The sequence below is a fragment of the Rathayibacter sp. VKM Ac-2928 genome, from assembly GCF_022815545.1.
Lineage (GTDB): Bacteria > Actinomycetota > Actinomycetes > Actinomycetales > Microbacteriaceae > Rathayibacter > Rathayibacter festucae.
In genome coordinates, this window is record NZ_JALGRU010000005.1 from 82,493 (window position 1) to 97,100 (window position 14,608).

A 14,608-nucleotide genomic window follows, 5' to 3' on the forward strand; every position below is an offset into this window, starting at 1 on the left:
GGTGATGCTCCTCGGCAGCTGCGCGCAGGCGCTCCCCGCGAGATGCCACTTATAAGCGCGACACGCCGAGGAAAGCGTGCACAAGTGGCATCTCGCGGAGGGGGCGGGGCGGGCTACTCCGTGGGGGGCTCGATGATCGGGAGGGCGGCGGTCATCGCCTCGATGCCGGAGAGGCGGGCGGGTGAGATGAGGCGCAGGACCTCCTCGCGGGACATCAGGCCGGCCTCGACGACGAGGTCGGCGACGTTGCGGCCGGTGGCGAGCGCCGCCTTCGCGATCGCCGCCGACGCGGTGTAGCCGATGCTCGGGGTCAGCGCGGTCACGACGCCGACGGAGGAGGCGACCATCGCCTCGAGCCGGTCGACGTTCGCGGTCATGCCGTCGATGCAGTTGATGCGAAGGGTGAGGCAGGCCTGGGTCATCCAGGTGATGCTCTGCAGGAGCGAGTGCGCGATGACGGGCTCGAACGCGTTCAGCTGCAGCTGACCCGCCTCGGCCGCCATCGTCACGGTGACGTCGGCGCCCGCCACCGAGTAGGCGACCTGGTTGACCACCTCGGGGATCACCGGGTTCACCTTGCCGGGCATGATGCTCGAGCCCGCCTGGCGCGACGGCAGGTTGATCTCGCCGAAGCCGGCCTGCGGGCCGGAGGAGAGCAGGCGCAGGTCGTTGCAGATCTTCGACAGCTTGATGGCCGAGCGCTTCAGCGCGCTCGAGAACGACATGAAGACCCCGGTGTCGCTGGTGGCCTCCACGAGGTCCTGCGCCATCTCGAGGTCGAGGTCGGTGAGCTCGTTGAGGTGGCGGACGGCGGCCGCGCCGTAGCGCGGGTCGGCGGTGATGCCGGTGCCGATCGCGGTGGCGCCGATGTTGACCTCGGCGAGCAGCCAGATCGTCTCCGAGAGGCGGGCGTGGTCCTCGCCGAGCGTGGTGGCGAAGCCGTGGAACTCCTGGCCGAGGGTCATCGGGACGGCGTCCTGCAGCTGGGTGCGGCCGACCTTGAGGACGCTGCCGAACTCGACGGCCTTCCGCGAGAACGCGGCCTGGAGCAGGGCGAGCTCGTCGAGCAGGCGGCGCAGCGACCAGGTCATCGCGATCTTGATCGAGGTGGGGTAGACGTCGTTCGTCGACTGGCTGCGGTTCACGTCGTCGAGCGGGTGCAGGAAGGCGTAGTCGCCCTTGGGGCGCCCGGCGATCTCGAGGGCGACGTTGGCGACGACCTCGTTCGCGTTCATGTTGGTCGAGGTGCCCGCGCCGCCCTGGATCACGCCGACCACGAACTGGTCGTGGAACTCGCCGTCGATGATCCGCCGGCAGGCCTGCTCGATCAGCTCGGCCTTCGCCGGGGCGAGGCTGCCGATCTCGGTGTTCGCCCGCGCGGCGGCGAGCTTGACGGTCGCCAGGGCGCGGACCAGATCGGGGTAGATCGAGATCGGGCGCTTGGAGATCGGGAAGTTGTCCAGCGCTCGGGCGGTGTGGATGCCCCAGTAGGCGTCGGCCGGGATGTCGAGCGGGCCGAGCGAGTCGGTCTCGGTGCGGGTGGCGGCGTCCACGGGGGGTCCTTCCGGCGGGGCCTGCAGGGCGGTGCCCCGCGGGCCGTTGCTCACGGGGTCGTTGCTCAGGGGGTCGTTGCTCGCAGGGTCGGTGCTCTCGGGGAGGGTGGTCGAGGCGGATGTCACGTCAGCTCCGTCGCTGTCGTCGTGCGGCCCCGAAGGGTGCAGGGGGTCCGCGAACTGCGCCGCCAGCCTACGCCGGGGCTCCGCTCCGGGCGGATCGGCGGCGTTCGGCGCAGGCTCCGGCCCGCCTCCTGCTCGACGGATCGCCGGACGCCGGTCGGGTGGACGGATCCACCGTCGGTCGGGCCACCTCGGACGAAGCGGCCACCGAAGGACCGTGACGCGCAGAGTGGCCCTTCTTCTCGCCCCCAGGGACGCGTGGACCGGGCCACTCTCGGAGCATCACCTCGAGATCGGATGCCCCATGCTCGCCCTGCTCCTCGTCCTCGCTCTCCTCGCCGCCGTCGCGGTTCCGCTCGCACTCGCGGTCCGGCGCGACGGCTACTCCCCCGTCGCGTTCGACCGCGCCTACGACAGCCGGGGCGGCGGCGCCTGACACGGTGCCGCCACCCCGCGCTCAGTCGACGCGGTCCGGCTCCGGGATGCTCGGCGCGGCCTGCAGTCCGCCGCTCAGCGCGTAGCGCTCCTCGGGCGAGAGGACGAGGCGCTTCCGGCCCCAGACGGCGAAGCCGATCAGGATGATCACGTAGACCACGGCGATCGCGATGATCGCCGGCTGGAACGCGTCGTTGAAGAGGAAGCCGAGGAAGATCAGCACGTTGATCAGTGCCGCGATCACCGCACCCGGGAGGCCCCACGGGCTGCGGTAGGGCCGGCTCGCGTTCGGGAACCGTCGGCGCAGCAGCACGAACGACACCATCTGCATGAAGTAGGCGACGACCGCGCCCCAGACCGCGATGTTCAGCACGATCGCGCCCGCGACGGCGCCGGCGTTGTCCGGGTCGAGCCTGCTGAGCACGTCGACGACGACGAGGGCGACGAAGCCGATCACGGCCCCCACGGTGAGCGCGATCCACGGAGTCTGGCGCTTACCGGTGAGCGAGAACACCCGCGGGTAGTAGCCGGCCCGGGAGAGCGAGTACATGTTGCGCCCGTAGGCGAACATGATGCCCTGCAGCGACGCGAGCAGCCCGATCAGGGCGAAGAGCGCGAGCACAGCGGCCGCGCCGTCGCCGACCATCGCGCGGAAGCCGTCGAGCAGCGGCTCGGTCGAGACGCCCATGTCCTCGGAGCCGATCAGCGCCGTGTTGAGGAAGAGGACGAGCAGGCCGGTCACGATCAGGGTGCCGCGGGCCCAGAAGCCGGCACGGGGGATGTCGCGGACCGGGTCGTGCGCCTCCTCGGCCGCGAGCGGCAGCTCCTCGATGCCGAGGAAGAACCACATGGCGAACGGCAGCGCGAAGAGGATCGGCAGGACGCCGTGCGGGAGGAACTCGGTCTGACCCGCGTCCGGCGCGATGTTCCACAGACTCGACCAGTCCAGCGCCGGCGACAGCAGCGCCATCACGGAGAAGGCCAGGAGGATCGCGATGGACACGATCGAGACGACGATCGCGAAGCGGAACGAGATCGCCGCGCCCGCCGAGTTCAGGGCGACGAAGACGATGTAGAGCACCAGCCACCAGATCCACATCGCACCGGAGAGATCGAAGCCGAGCAGCTCGCTCGTCACCCCGTTCGCGTACTGCGCGGAGAAGAACACGACGACGGCGGTGGTGGCCACGTACTCGATGGTCTCGGCCAGCCCCGTCACCAGGCCGCCCCACGGCCCCATGGCCGAGCGGGCGAAGGAGTAGGCGCCGCCGGTGTGCGGCATGGCGGCGGACATCTCGCCGATCGAGAAGATCAGGCCGTAGTACATCACCACGAGGACGGCGAAGGCGATGAGCATCCCGCCGAAGCCGGCGAAGGCGATGCCGAAGTTCCAGCCCGAGAAGTCGCCGGAGATGACGGCGGCGACCGCCAGGCCCCACAGGCCCCAGACGCCCGCGGAGCGGCGCAGGGTGCGCTTCTCGAAGTAGCCCTCCTCGGCCTCGCGATAGGTCACCCCCGCGGTGCTGGTGACGTTCGCGGAGTCGGGTCCCGACGCCGCCGGGCGCCGCGCACCCTTGCTCGTCGGAGTCTGCTTCGTCTGCTCTGCCATCGGGTCTCCTCGGCTCGGGTGGTCCGAGCATAGGGACCTCAATGGACGCTGGGAAGACCGATGGCGTTACGACGGTGTGAACGGCGCGATCCGAAGGATCCGACGATCGGCGCGAGCTCCGCGCCAGCGAGCGCGGCGTCACTCCCCGGCGACAGCGGCTGTGCTTCAATGGACCCCGATCCGACCATGCGGCCTCGTCCGGCCACCCGGCGGAGTGACCCCCGGAGGCATCCCATGGCACCTGTCAGCGCCGAGAGCCGTGCCGCCGATCGACGAGGTGCCGCCGATCCCGCCCCGGTGCGGGGCATGCTCACCCTCGAGCGACTCGACGATCTCATCGACGCCGGTGAGATCGACACGGTGATCGTCGCCTTCACCGACATGCAGGGCCGGCTCGTCGGCAAGCGGATCTCGGCGAGGCTCTTCCAGGACGAGGTCGCTGCGCACGGAGCCGAGTGCTGCAACTACCTGCTCGCCGTGGACGTCGAGATGAACACCGTCGAGGGCTACGCGATCTCGAGCTGGGAGCGCGGCTACGGCGACATGAAGATGATCCCGGACCTCTCGACGCTGCGTCTCGCGCCGTGGCTGCCGGGGACCGCGCTGGTCACGGCCGATCTCACCTGGCTCGACGACGCTCCGGTCGGCGAGGCGCCGCGGCAGATCCTCCGCGCGCAGCTGGACCGCCTGGCCGAGCGCGGCCTCGAGGCGTTCGTCGCCACCGAGCTCGAGTTCATCGTGTTCGACGACTCCTACCGCGAGGCCTTCGCGAAGGGCTACCGCGGCCTCACGCCTGCCAGCGACTACAACATCGACTACGCGCTGCTCGCCTCGACGCGGATGGAGCCGCTGATGCGGGACATCCGGGTGTCGATGGAGGGCGCCGGCCTGTACTGCGAGGGCATCAAGGGCGAGTGCAACCTCGGCCAGCAGGAGATCGGCTTCCGCTACGACGCCGCCCTCGTCACCTGCGACAACCACTCGATCTACAAGTCGGGGGCGAAGGAGATCGCCGACAAGCACGGCAAGAGCCTGACCTTCATGGCCAAGTTCAACGAGCGCGAGGGCAACTCGTGCCACATCCACCTCTCCCTCCGCGGCACCGACGGCACGCCCGTCTTCGCCGACGCGGAGAGCGAGCACGGGATGTCGCCGCTCTTCCGGCACTACCTGGCCGGCCAGCTCGCCGCGATGCGCGAGTTCACCCTCTTCTTCGCGCCGAACATCAACTCCTACAAGCGCTACGTCGACGGGTCGTTCGCGCCGACCGCCGTCGCCTGGGGTCTCGACAACCGCACCTGCGCCCTGCGCGTCGTCGGCCACGGCGCCGGGATGCGCGTCGAGAACCGGGTTCCGGGAGGCGACGTCAACCAGTACCTGGCCGTCGCCGCACTCGTCGCCGCGGGGCTGCACGGCATCGAGAACGAGCTGGAGCTCGAGGACGTCTGCACCGGGAACGCCTACGGGTCCGGAGCGCCGCGCGTCCCGACGACCCTGCGCGAGGCCGCCGACCTGTTCGAGTCCTCCGCCCTGGCGAGGGCCGCCTTCGGCGACGAGGTCGTCGACCACTACGTGAACAACGCCCGGGTGGAGCTCGCCGCCTACGACGCCGCCGTCACCGACTGGGAGAGGGTGCGCGGCTTTGAGCGGCTCTGACCCGCGGACGGACTCCGAGCAGGGTCCCGTCGCCCCGCGTCCGATCATCGGGCTCACCACCTACCGCGAGCGCGCCGTCTCCGGCGTCTGGGACGTCGAGGCGTCCTTCCTGCCCGCGAACTACATCGACTCGGTGACGCGGGCAGGCGGCGTCGCGCTGCTCCTGCCGCCGCAGCCCGCCTCGGCGGAGACCGCGCGCGCCGTCGTCGAGCGCCTCGACGGGCTGATCGTCTGCGGCGGCAAGGACATCGACCCCGCCCGCTACGGCCAGGAGGCGCACCCCGAGACCGACGTCCCCCGCCCCGAGCGCGACGCCTGGGAGGACCACCTGATGACCGCCGCGCTCGAGGCCGACCTGCCGTTCCTCGGCATCTGCCGCGGCGCGCAGCTGCTCAACGTCTCGCTCGGCGGCACCCTGCACCAGCACCTGCCCGACGTGGTCGGCGACCGCCGCTACCAGGCGGGCGGCGGCGTGTTCTCGCACGTGGACGTCGCGGTCGAGCCGGAGTCACGACTGCGCGGACTGCTCGGTGAGGACGCCGTCGTCGCGCAGGTGTACCACCACCAGGCGGTCGACCGGGTCGCCGACGGCCTCGAGGTCGCCGCGCGGACCGCCGACGGCACCATCGAGGCGCTCGAGCTGCCGGGGCGCCGCTTCGCGCTCGGCGTGCAGTGGCACCCGGAGGAGGACACCGCCGACACCCGCCTCTTCACCGGCCTGGTGGCCGCCGCGATCGCGCACCGCGCGGGCACCGGCGCGGCAGAAGGCTCCTCCCTCAGCACCCCGAAGGACGCACTCCGATGACACCGCAGACGCCCGCCCCGCCGACGACGACCGCGCAGACGACGACGCAGACCCTCGTCGACCCCTCGACGGGCGCCGCCTTCGACGAGGTCGACCTCGCCGACCTCGCGACCATCGACGCCGCGATCGAGCGCGCGGCCGTGACGCAGCGCGGCTGGGCGGCGCTGGCCCCGCTCGACCGGGCCCGCGCCCTCCGCCGCTTCGCCGCCGCCGTCGACGACGCGATCGAGGAGCTGGCGCAGCTCGAGACCCGGAACTCCGGTCACCCGATCACGCAGTCGCGCTGGGAGGCGGGGCACGTCCGCGACGTCCTCGAGTACTCCTCCGCCGCTCCGGAGCGGCTGCTCGGCGCGCAGATCCCGGTCGCCGGCGGCCTGGACGTGACGGTGCACGAGCCGCTCGGCGTCGTCGGGATCATCACGCCGTGGAACTTCCCGATGACGATCGCCTCCTGGGGCTTCGCGCCGGCGCTCGCCGCGGGCAACGCCGTCGTGCTGAAGCCGGCCGAGTGGACGCCGCTGACGAGCCTCCGCCTCGCCGAGCTGGCCCTCGCGTCCGGACTGCCGGAGGGCCTCTTCCAGGTGCTGCCCGGCCGCGGCGACGTCGTCGGCGAGCGCTTCGTGACCCATCCGCTGGTCCGCAAGGTCGTCTTCACCGGCTCGACGCGCGTCGGCAAGCGGGTGATGGCGGGCTGCGCCGACCAGGTGAAGCGGGTCACGCTCGAGCTCGGCGGCAAGAGCGCGAACATCGTCTTCGCCGACTCCGACCTGGAGCGCGCCGCGAGCACCGCCCCGTACGGCGTCTTCGAGAACGCCGGCCAGGACTGCTGCGCCCGCAGCCGGATCCTGGTCGAGCGGAGCGTCCTCGACCGCTTCCTCGAGCTGCTCGAGCCGGCCGTGCAGGGCGTCGTCGTCGGCGACCCGCGCGAGGAGGCGACCGAGATGGGCCCGCTGGTCGCGGCCGCGCACCACGAGCGCGTCGCCGCCTTCGTCCCGGAGGGAGCGCCCGTCGCGTTCCGCGGCTCGGCGCCCGCCGGCCCCGGCTTCTGGTTCCCGCCGACCGTGCTGCTGCCCTCGAGCGGCGACCCGGTCTGGCGCGAGGAGGTCTTCGGCCCGGTCGTCTCCGTCCTCCCCTTCGAGGACGAGGCCGACGCGATCCGGCTCGCCAACGACACCGACTACGGCCTCTCCGGCTCGATCTGGACCCGCGACCTCGGCCGCGCGCTGCGGATGTCACGGGCGGTCGAGAGCGGCAACCTGTCGGTCAACTCTCACTCCTCGGTCCGCTACTCGACCCCGTTCGGCGGCTTCAAGCAGTCCGGGCTCGGCCGTGAGCTCGGACCCGACGCGGCACTCGGCTTCACCGAGACCAAGAACATCTTCTTCGCGGCCGATTGACCCGCCCCGTTCCACCCCCGCACCCTCCCGTGAAAGGCCGCACCATGGCTCTCCCTCCCCTCGACACCACCCCGATCGACCTCACGCAGCGCCTCGCCGGCAAGGTCGCCGTCGTCACCGGCGGCGCCAGCGGGATCGGCCTCGCCACCGCGACGCGCTTCGCAAGCGAGGGGGCGCGCGTGGTGATCGCCGACGTCGACGTCGCGCGCGGCACCGAGGTGGCGGAGGCGCTCGGCGGGATGTTCGTCCGGGTCGACGTCACCAGCGAGGCGGAGGTCGACGCGCTCTTCCAGGCCGCGGTCGACGCCTACGGCTCGGTGGACATCGCCTTCAACAACGCGGGCATCTCGCCGCCCGACGACGACTCCATCGAGACCACCGAACTGCCGGCCTGGGAGCGCGTGCAGGACGTCAACCTGAAGTCGGTCTACCTCTGCTGCCGTGCGGCACTCCGGCACATGACGAAGCAGGGTCGCGGATCGATCATCAACACGGCCTCGTTCGTCGCGGTGCTCGGCTCGGCGACGTCGCAGATCAGCTACACCGCGTCGAAGGGCGGCGTGCTCGCGATGAGCCGCGAGCTGGGCGTGCAGTTCGCGCGCCAGGGCATCCGGGTCAACGCGCTCTGCCCGGGTCCGGTGAACACCCCGCTGCTGCAGGAGCTGTTCGCGGCCGATCCGGTGCGGGCTCAGCGTCGGCTGGTGCACATCCCGGTCGGGCGCTTCGCGGAGCCGGAGGAGCTCGCCGCCGCGGTGGCGTTCCTCGCCAGCGACGACGCGTCCTTCATCACCGGGGCGACGTTCCTCGTCGACGGCGGCATCTCCTCCGCCTACGTGACCCCGGAGTGAGCACGACGTGAGCGCGGGCACCGGGACGGGCGGGACGGACGACGACGCGGAGGGCCGCCCGGCGGCTCCCGCGGCGAGCGCCAGGGAGGCGATCCTCCGGCGGCTGCTCCGGATCAACGCCTTCGAGGAGACGGTGCAGCGGCTGATGCAGACGGTGAGTCTCGGGCTCGTGGGGCCCGGCGAGCGGCTCCCCTCCGAGCGCGAGCTCGCCGCGCAGCTCGGCGTGGGGCGCGACACCCTGCGCGAGGCGATCGCCTCGCTCGCGGACGCGGGCTACCTGGTGGTGCGGCGCGGCCGGTACGGCGGGGCCTTCGTGGCGGAGGAGCTGCCGGCGGCGCCGGTCGGCCGGCGCGGCTTCGACCGGGCCGAGATCGACGACGTGGTGGCGCTGCGCGAGATCCTCGAGGTGGGGGCGGCGCGGCTCGCGGCCGGCGCGGACCTGACGGCCGCCGATCGGGAGCAGCTGTTCCGGGCTCTCGCCGACGTCGAGGACGCGAGCCCCGAGGACTACCGGCGGCTCGACTCCCGGCTGCACCTGACCATCGCCGAGCTGGCCGGCGTCCCGTCGCTGCTGCCGCTCGTGGCCGAGAGCCGGACGCGGGTGAACGCCCTGCTGGACGACATCCCGCTGCTGCCGCGGAACATCGCCCACGCGGACGAGCAGCACCGGGCACTCGTGACGGCGATCCTCACCGGTCGGGCGGCGGAGGCGGCCCGGCTGATGACCGAGCACGTGCACGCCTCCGCGGCGCTGCTGCGGGCGTTCCTGACCTGAGTCGGGAGCGCCTGCCCGGTCAGTCGACGTCGGTGCCGGTGGCGATCGCGACGAACGGGACCAGCAGGCCGAGGAAGAGCAGGGCGACGACGAAGAGCACGACGAGGCTGATCATCACCGCGTTGAGGACGATGCCCCAGATCGCGAGCGTGCGGCCGGTCGGCTCGCGGCGGAGGCCCAGGATGCCGAAGACGAGGCCGGCGACCGGCGCGATGACGGTGAGGCCGAAGAAGACGGAGGTGACGCCGAGGATGAGGCTGGTCAGCGAGAACGGAGTGGACGGCGCCGGGGCGACGGCGACGGGCGGGACGCCGTAGGGGGCCGGGTGCGGCGCGGCGGGCCGCTCGAACGGCGGGTCCTGCTGCTCGGACTGCTGCTGCCGCGACTCCGGGGCCGGGTCGGTGAGGACGGCGGTCGAGCCGTAGACCTCGGTGGGCTGCTCGTCGGCGGAGGTGGTGCGGGTGGTGCTGGCGGACGGGGTGGTCTCGGCGTTCGACATGGTCGGTGCTCCTTCTGCGGGGTGCGGTGCCGGGGCGCCCGGCGATGCCTCCACGCTACGGAGGACGCGGATCCTCCCCCATCCGGCTAACCCCCGGGCGGGAGGGGGAACCCCCCACTCACTCCCGGGGGCCGGTGCGAGACTGGGACGACCGGCGGTGCGCCGGGACGATCGCGAGGGAGCGGCCGCGGATGGACGACGACGAGACGCTGCGCCGTCGCCGCGACGGCCGCGGGGCCCGCGCGGTCTGGCTCGCCGGACTGTCGGCGATCGCGGGCTTCGTGATCCTCTCCCCGCTGATCTCGGTGACGGCGACGGTGCTGGCCTGGGGCGCCCGGCGTCGCGGCGGCACTCTGAGCGACCGCAACGGCGTCGTCGCTGTGAACTGGCAGCTGACCTATCTCGCCCTCCAGCTGATGCTCGTGCCGCTGCACCTCGCGCTCGTCTCGGTCCGCGACACCTGGGGCGGCGGCTGGCCCACCCTCACCATCGCGGCCATCCTCGGCCTCTTCGTGCTGAACCTCGTGCTCTGCGTCGTGCTCGGCGTCCGCTCGGGCCGCGGCCGGAGCGTCCGCCTCGTCATCGCGGTGCCGTTCGTCCGCTCCTCCCGTCCGGTGCGCTGACGGCGACTCGAGGTCCTGTTCCGCGACGCTGACCGCGGCGTCCGTCGGTCGTCGTGCTCAGCGTCGTCGGTGCCGGAGGAAGAGCACCAGCCGGCTGATGAGGAAGGTGGTCACGACGGAGACGGAGATCGATGCGATGTTCATCGCGCTCGCGGGAGGATGGCGCCGGACGCGGGCTCGTCGCCGTCCGAGGGTCCGACACCGGCTCGCCGGTCCGGACACCGCGGAGCGCGGAGGAGCAGGCGTCCGCGGGATGGCAGGGTGGTGGGGTGACGCCGATCGCCTTCCCCCCGCCCGTGTCCGTGGTCGCCGACGACGGGACGCGGATCGCGACGTACGCGCTCGGCGACGAGGGGGCGCCGACCGTGCTGGCCGTGCACGGATTCGCGTCGAACGCGGTGCTGAACTGGGAGACGGCGGGCTGGCTGCGGACGCTGACTCGCGCCGGGTACCGGGTCGTCGCGCTCGATCAGCGCGGGCACGGCGCCAGCGAGAAGCCGCATCGCGCCGGCGCGTACGGGGTCGACCTGATGGTCGCCGACATCGTGCGGGTCATCGAGACCTACGACCTGATCGCTCCGCACTATCTCGGCTACTCGCTCGGCGCGCGGATGGGCTGGGTGCTCGGGCTGGAGCGCCCGGAGCTGCTGGCGACGCTCAGCCTCGGCGGGCTCACGGTGGGCGAGCCGCTGCGGCACTTCGATGCGGCGGCGGCCCGGGCGCGGGTGGCCGACGGCGGCGAGATCGACGACCGGTTCACCCGCGCGTTCATCGGCATGGCGGAGGGCGTCGCCGGGAACGACCTGGCCGCCCTGGTGGCGGTGGCCGACGGGGTGCGCGGTGGGGCGCATCCGGAGCTCGGCGCGCACCCCGAGCTGCCGACGCTGATGGTGACGGGCGGGGCCGACCCGATCGCGCCAGGCGGGGCGCGGCTGGCGGAGGAGGCGGGCGCGCGCTTCGTCAGCGTCCCGGGCCGCGATCACACGAGCACGGTGCCGGCGCGGGCGTTCAAGGACGCGGTGCTGGCGTTCCTCGCGGAGCACGCCTGACGCCGGCGCGCGATCCGCAGGCGGTCCCGGCGGGAGCGCGCTCTCGTCCGCGCGGAGGCGCCGGCGGAGCGCCGGATCACCTGCGGATCGGACGGGACCGCCCGTGGAGGCGCGCGGCGTAGCATCGCGGGATGCTTGCGATCCGCGTCGAGAACCCCGGCCCCGACTCCCGCCTCGTGCTCGAGGAGACCGCCACCCCCTCCCCCGGACCCGGCGAGGTGCTGCTCCGCGTGGCCGCCGCGGGCGTGAACCGCGCCGACCTCGGGCAGCGCGCCGGCGTGTACCCGCCGCCGGCCGGAGCGTCGGAGATCCTCGGCATGGAGGTGTCCGGGACCGTCGTCGGCCTCGGCGAGGGCGTCACGACGGTCGCCCAGGGCGACGAGGTCTGCGCGCTGCTCTCCGGCGGCGGCTACGCCGAGCACGTCGTCGTCGACGCGGGGCTGCTGCTGCCGGTGCCGGAGGGCGTCGACCTGATCTCGGCCGCCGCGCTGCCCGAGACGACCGCGACCGTCTGGTCGAACCTGGTCCTGGTCGCCGGGCTCCGCGCCGGCGAGACCGTGCTGATCCACGGCGGCGGCAGCGGGATCGGCACCACCGCGATCCAGATCGCCTCCGCGATCGGCGCCCGGGTGGCCGTGACGGCCGGCAGCCCGCGGAAGCTCGACGCCTGCCGGGCGCTGGGCGCGGACATCCTGATCGACTACCGCGAGCAGGACTTCGTGGAGCGGATCGCGGCCGAGACGGACGGCGGGGTCGACGTGATCCTGGATCCGGTCGGCGGCGACTACCTCGCCCGCGACGTCGAGGCGCTCGCGCTCGGCGGCCGCGTCGTCTTCATCGGCAACCAGTCCGGCGCGCAGGGCTCCCTCGACATCGGGACGCTGATGCGCAAGCGCGCGGCGGTCCACGCCACGACGCTCCGCGCCCGGCCGCTGGAGGAGCGGCGCGCGATCGTCGCCGCGGTGCGCGAGAGCGTCTGGCCGCTCGTCGCGGACGGGACGGTGCGGCCGGTGGTCGACGAGGTGATCCCGCTGGCCGAGGCCGAGCGGGCCCACGAGCGGATGACCGCCTCCGGACACATCGGCAAGCTGCTGCTCAGCCCGTGACGGAGAGCTGACGACACAGCATCAGCCGAGAGGCCCCGTCAGCCGCGATCGGCGATGACGGGGCCTCTCGGCTGACGTTCTGCGGCGCGGACCGGTCAGACCGCCGCGCGGAGCAGGCCGAGCGAGCGGTTGATGCCGTCGACGTCGACGCTCGCGGGGTCGAACGCCGCCTCCGGGGCGAGCCCGAGGGCGTCGAGCGCCTCCGCGTGGTCGGCGGACGACGGGTCCGTCGCGGCGCGGACCGTGTCGGCCCAGGCGGCCGGGCCGCCGGGCGCGTCGAGCGGAGCGGCTCCGCGCGCGCCGGTGCAGCGCGGCAGGGCGGCGCCGAGCGGCGACACCGACTCGAGGCGGATGACGTGGCGCCACTCGTCCTCGAGGTCGTAGACGTAGAACAGCTCGTCGCCGACGCTCTCGAGCACCTCGGCGAGCGCGACACCGCCCTCGTCGACGAGGCCGGAGCCGAGCTCCTCCGCGTCGGCCGGCGAGCCGATCGGCGCCTGCTCCTCGTCGGGCACGCCGACGCTGAAGTAGTGCGGCTGCGCGTCGGTCCAGCCGAGCGAGAGCTGCAGGGCGAGGTGCAGATCGCGCAGCGACGACTCCGAGGACAGCTCGAGCCGACGCCAGACGACCGGCTTCGTGCCGAGCAGCGAGACGTGCAGGGCGTAGGCGGCGTCGGTGTCCTCCGTCGCCTCGTCGAGGATCTCGAGGCGGGTGGCGTCGCGGGCGCCGAGCAGCACGATGCTCGCGCGGACGACCGAGGCGAGGACCGGCTGCAGGCCCTCGGGGAGCACGTAGCCGAACTCGGGCGAGTGCAGCAGCAGTCCGAGCTCGGCGGCCTCGTCGAGCATCCGCTCGGCCGCGCCGACCATCCGCTCGCGCTCGTCCAGCGCGTCCTCGAGCGAGACGTCGAGATCGGCGGCGAGCTCGTCGACCAGCTCGCCGACGACGAGGCCCTCGTGGATCTGCGCCTGGCAGGCGACCGCGATCCGCGCGAGGACGGCGTCGGTGGTGGTGATCGCGCGCTCGCGCGGCGAGAAGGCGCCGTTCTCGGTGTCGGCGACGGCGAGCGCCTCCTGCGCGCTGACGAGCCAGAGCTCGATGAAGCGGGCGATGTAGGCGATGCGCTCGACCGTGGCCTCGCGCGCCTCGGAGCTGCGCCAGGCCGGCGCGGCGTCACCGAGGCCCGCGGTGGAGCCGTCGGTGTCGAGCACCTCGGAGGCGACGAGCGCGTCCCACCAGGCGGAGACCGGGATGCGGACGGCGTCGTCGCTCGGCGACGAGCCGGCGGAGGCGACACCGGCCTCGACCATGATCTCGCGGGCGGCGCGCTCGGAGATCGTCGCTCCGTCGGTGGCGGCGAGGTGCTCGACGACGACGTCGGCGGCGTGCACGAGGGCGGTGGCGCGGGCGGCGGAGAGCATCTCGGCGTCCGGGATCTCCTCGACCTCGAGCAGGTCGTCGAGGACGGCCTCGACGAAGGAGCCGGCGAGGTCGAGGACCTCGTCGAGCACGGCCTGACACTCGTCGAGCTCCTCGTCGGTGCCGGTCCAGAGGTCCTCGTCGGTGAGGAAGTCGAGGAAGTGCTCGACGACCTCGGCGACGGTGAAGAGGGTGTCGTCCAGGTCGGCCTCGCTCTCCTCGCCGGAGAGGTCGGCCTCGATCTGGTCGAAGACGGCCTCGAGGAGCTCGGCGTCCGGCTGGGCGAACGAGCCGCGCGGGCGGAGGTCGCGGGTCATGGCGAAGAGGTCGGTGAGGACCTCCACGGCCTCGTCGACGTCGAGGTGCTCGTGCAGGACGGCGACGTCGGCGAGGTGCGACCGGTACCAGCTGCGGAACCGCACCATCAGCGCGGTCTCGGCCGTGCGGCCGCCGCCCTGGCCGCCGGAGCCGCCGGAGCGCCCGTTCCCGGATCGTCCCTGATTGCGCTTCTTGCCCATCGTTCCTCCGCGACCGCTCCCCCTCGACGACGGAGCAGTACAGCCTACCCAGTGCGGGCGAGCCGGGTCACGCGCGAGGGACTCCCGGTGATGAACGCCTCGGGAACTCGGAGCGGCGGGCCGACCCGCCCGCTCACCGCCCCGGAGCAGGGATCGGCCGCCCGTTGACAGCGGGCCCCCACCCTGCCTGACT

13 protein-coding genes are annotated in these 14,608 nt (G+C 72.9%); 9 read left to right on the plus strand and 4 right to left on the minus strand.

Annotated features, from left to right (window positions below):
• Positions 1–113 precede the first annotated feature (113 nt).
• Positions 114–1,580 carry an aspartate ammonia-lyase gene (locus MT350_RS17630; protein ID WP_279396505.1) on the minus strand — a complete coding sequence of 489 codons (1,467 nt, stop codon included), beginning with the start codon at positions 1,578–1,580 and terminating at the stop codon, positions 114–116.
• A 400-nt stretch (positions 1,581–1,980) separates the two neighbouring features.
• On the opposite strand from MT350_RS17630, the gene MT350_RS20255 reads away from it, so the two are divergent.
• Entirely contained in the window at positions 1,981–2,112 is a 132-nt protein-coding gene (locus MT350_RS20255; protein ID WP_279392003.1) for a hypothetical protein, read from the plus strand.
• A gap of 21 nt (positions 2,113–2,133) precedes the next feature.
• On the opposite strand, the gene MT350_RS17635 is transcribed toward MT350_RS20255, so the two are convergent.
• Positions 2,134–3,720 (minus strand): amino acid permease, encoded by a 1,587-nt coding sequence (locus MT350_RS17635; RefSeq protein WP_243598633.1) that lies wholly within the window; start codon positions 3,718–3,720, stop codon positions 2,134–2,136.
• A 306-nt stretch (positions 3,721–4,026) separates the two neighbouring features.
• On the opposite strand from MT350_RS17635, the gene MT350_RS17640 reads away from it, so the two are divergent.
• The 5 genes from MT350_RS17640 to MT350_RS17660 are packed head-to-tail and all read left to right on the plus strand — an operon-like array spanning position 4,027 to position 9,201.
• Positions 4,027–5,376 carry a glutamine synthetase family protein gene (locus MT350_RS17640; RefSeq protein WP_243598713.1) on the plus strand — a complete coding sequence of 450 codons (1,350 nt, stop codon included), beginning with the start codon at positions 4,027–4,029 and terminating at the stop codon, positions 5,374–5,376.
• Entirely contained in the window at positions 5,363–6,181 is an 819-nt protein-coding gene (locus MT350_RS17645) for a gamma-glutamyl-gamma-aminobutyrate hydrolase family protein (protein WP_243598632.1), read from the plus strand. Before MT350_RS17640 ends, MT350_RS17645 begins: the two co-directional genes overlap by 14 nt.
• Positions 6,178–7,578, plus strand: coding sequence for an aldehyde dehydrogenase (locus MT350_RS17650; RefSeq protein WP_243616332.1), 1,401 nt, complete (start codon positions 6,178–6,180; stop codon positions 7,576–7,578). Before MT350_RS17645 ends, MT350_RS17650 begins: the two co-directional genes overlap by 4 nt.
• A gap of 44 nt (positions 7,579–7,622) precedes the next feature.
• Entirely contained in the window at positions 7,623–8,426 is an 804-nt protein-coding gene (locus MT350_RS17655; protein WP_243616333.1) for a 3-oxoacyl-ACP reductase, read from the plus strand.
• 7 nt (positions 8,427–8,433) lie between these two features.
• A complete protein-coding gene (locus MT350_RS17660; protein WP_243616334.1) occupies positions 8,434–9,201 on the plus strand; it encodes a FadR/GntR family transcriptional regulator in 768 nt (255 codons plus the stop codon).
• Positions 9,202–9,220: 19 nt separating this feature from the next.
• Here MT350_RS17660 and MT350_RS17665 read toward each other — a convergent pair whose 3' ends face one another.
• Positions 9,221–9,700, minus strand: coding sequence for a DUF4190 domain-containing protein (locus tag MT350_RS17665; protein WP_243616335.1), 480 nt, complete (start codon positions 9,698–9,700; stop codon positions 9,221–9,223).
• 191 nt (positions 9,701–9,891) lie between these two features.
• On the opposite strand from MT350_RS17665, the gene MT350_RS17670 reads away from it, so the two are divergent.
• From MT350_RS17670 to MT350_RS17680, 3 genes are all read left to right on the plus strand, one after another.
• Complete coding sequence (locus MT350_RS17670) at positions 9,892–10,323, plus strand: DUF4870 domain-containing protein (protein WP_165909216.1); 432 nt, start codon at positions 9,892–9,894, stop codon at positions 10,321–10,323.
• A gap of 269 nt (positions 10,324–10,592) precedes the next feature.
• Complete coding sequence (locus MT350_RS17675; RefSeq protein WP_243598624.1) at positions 10,593–11,372, plus strand: alpha/beta fold hydrolase; 780 nt, start codon at positions 10,593–10,595, stop codon at positions 11,370–11,372.
• Positions 11,373–11,503: 131 nt separating this feature from the next.
• A complete protein-coding gene (locus tag MT350_RS17680; RefSeq protein ID WP_243598623.1) occupies positions 11,504–12,478 on the plus strand; it encodes an NAD(P)H-quinone oxidoreductase in 975 nt (324 codons plus the stop codon).
• 95 nt (positions 12,479–12,573) lie between these two features.
• Here MT350_RS17680 and MT350_RS17685 read toward each other — a convergent pair whose 3' ends face one another.
• Entirely contained in the window at positions 12,574–14,415 is a 1,842-nt protein-coding gene (locus MT350_RS17685; RefSeq protein ID WP_243616336.1) for a plasmid pRiA4b ORF-3 family protein, read from the minus strand.
• Between the last annotated feature and the right edge of the window lie 193 nt (positions 14,416–14,608).

Bases quoted from the DNA above. Each gene is read 5' to 3' on its own strand.
- MT350_RS17650 (WP_243616332.1), top strand. From the start codon at position 6,178: ATGACACCGCAGACGCCCGCCCCGCCGACGACGACCGCGCAGACGACG.
- MT350_RS17655 (WP_243616333.1), top strand. From the start codon at position 7,623: ATGGCTCTCCCTCCCCTCGACACCACCCCGATCGACCTCACGCAGCGC.
- MT350_RS17685 (WP_243616336.1), bottom strand. From the start codon at position 14,415: ATGGGCAAGAAGCGCAATCAGGGACGATCCGGGAACGGGCGCTCCGGC.
- MT350_RS17635 (WP_243598633.1), bottom strand. From the start codon at position 3,720: ATGGCAGAGCAGACGAAGCAGACTCCGACGAGCAAGGGTGCGCGGCGC.
- MT350_RS20255 (WP_279392003.1), top strand. From the start codon at position 1,981: ATGCTCGCCCTGCTCCTCGTCCTCGCTCTCCTCGCCGCCGTCGCGGTT.
- MT350_RS17640 (WP_243598713.1), top strand. From the start codon at position 4,027: ATGCTCACCCTCGAGCGACTCGACGATCTCATCGACGCCGGTGAGATC.
- MT350_RS17670 (WP_165909216.1), top strand. From the start codon at position 9,892: ATGGACGACGACGAGACGCTGCGCCGTCGCCGCGACGGCCGCGGGGCC.
- MT350_RS17680 (WP_243598623.1), top strand. From the start codon at position 11,504: ATGCTTGCGATCCGCGTCGAGAACCCCGGCCCCGACTCCCGCCTCGTG.
- MT350_RS17665 (WP_243616335.1), bottom strand. From the start codon at position 9,700: ATGTCGAACGCCGAGACCACCCCGTCCGCCAGCACCACCCGCACCACC.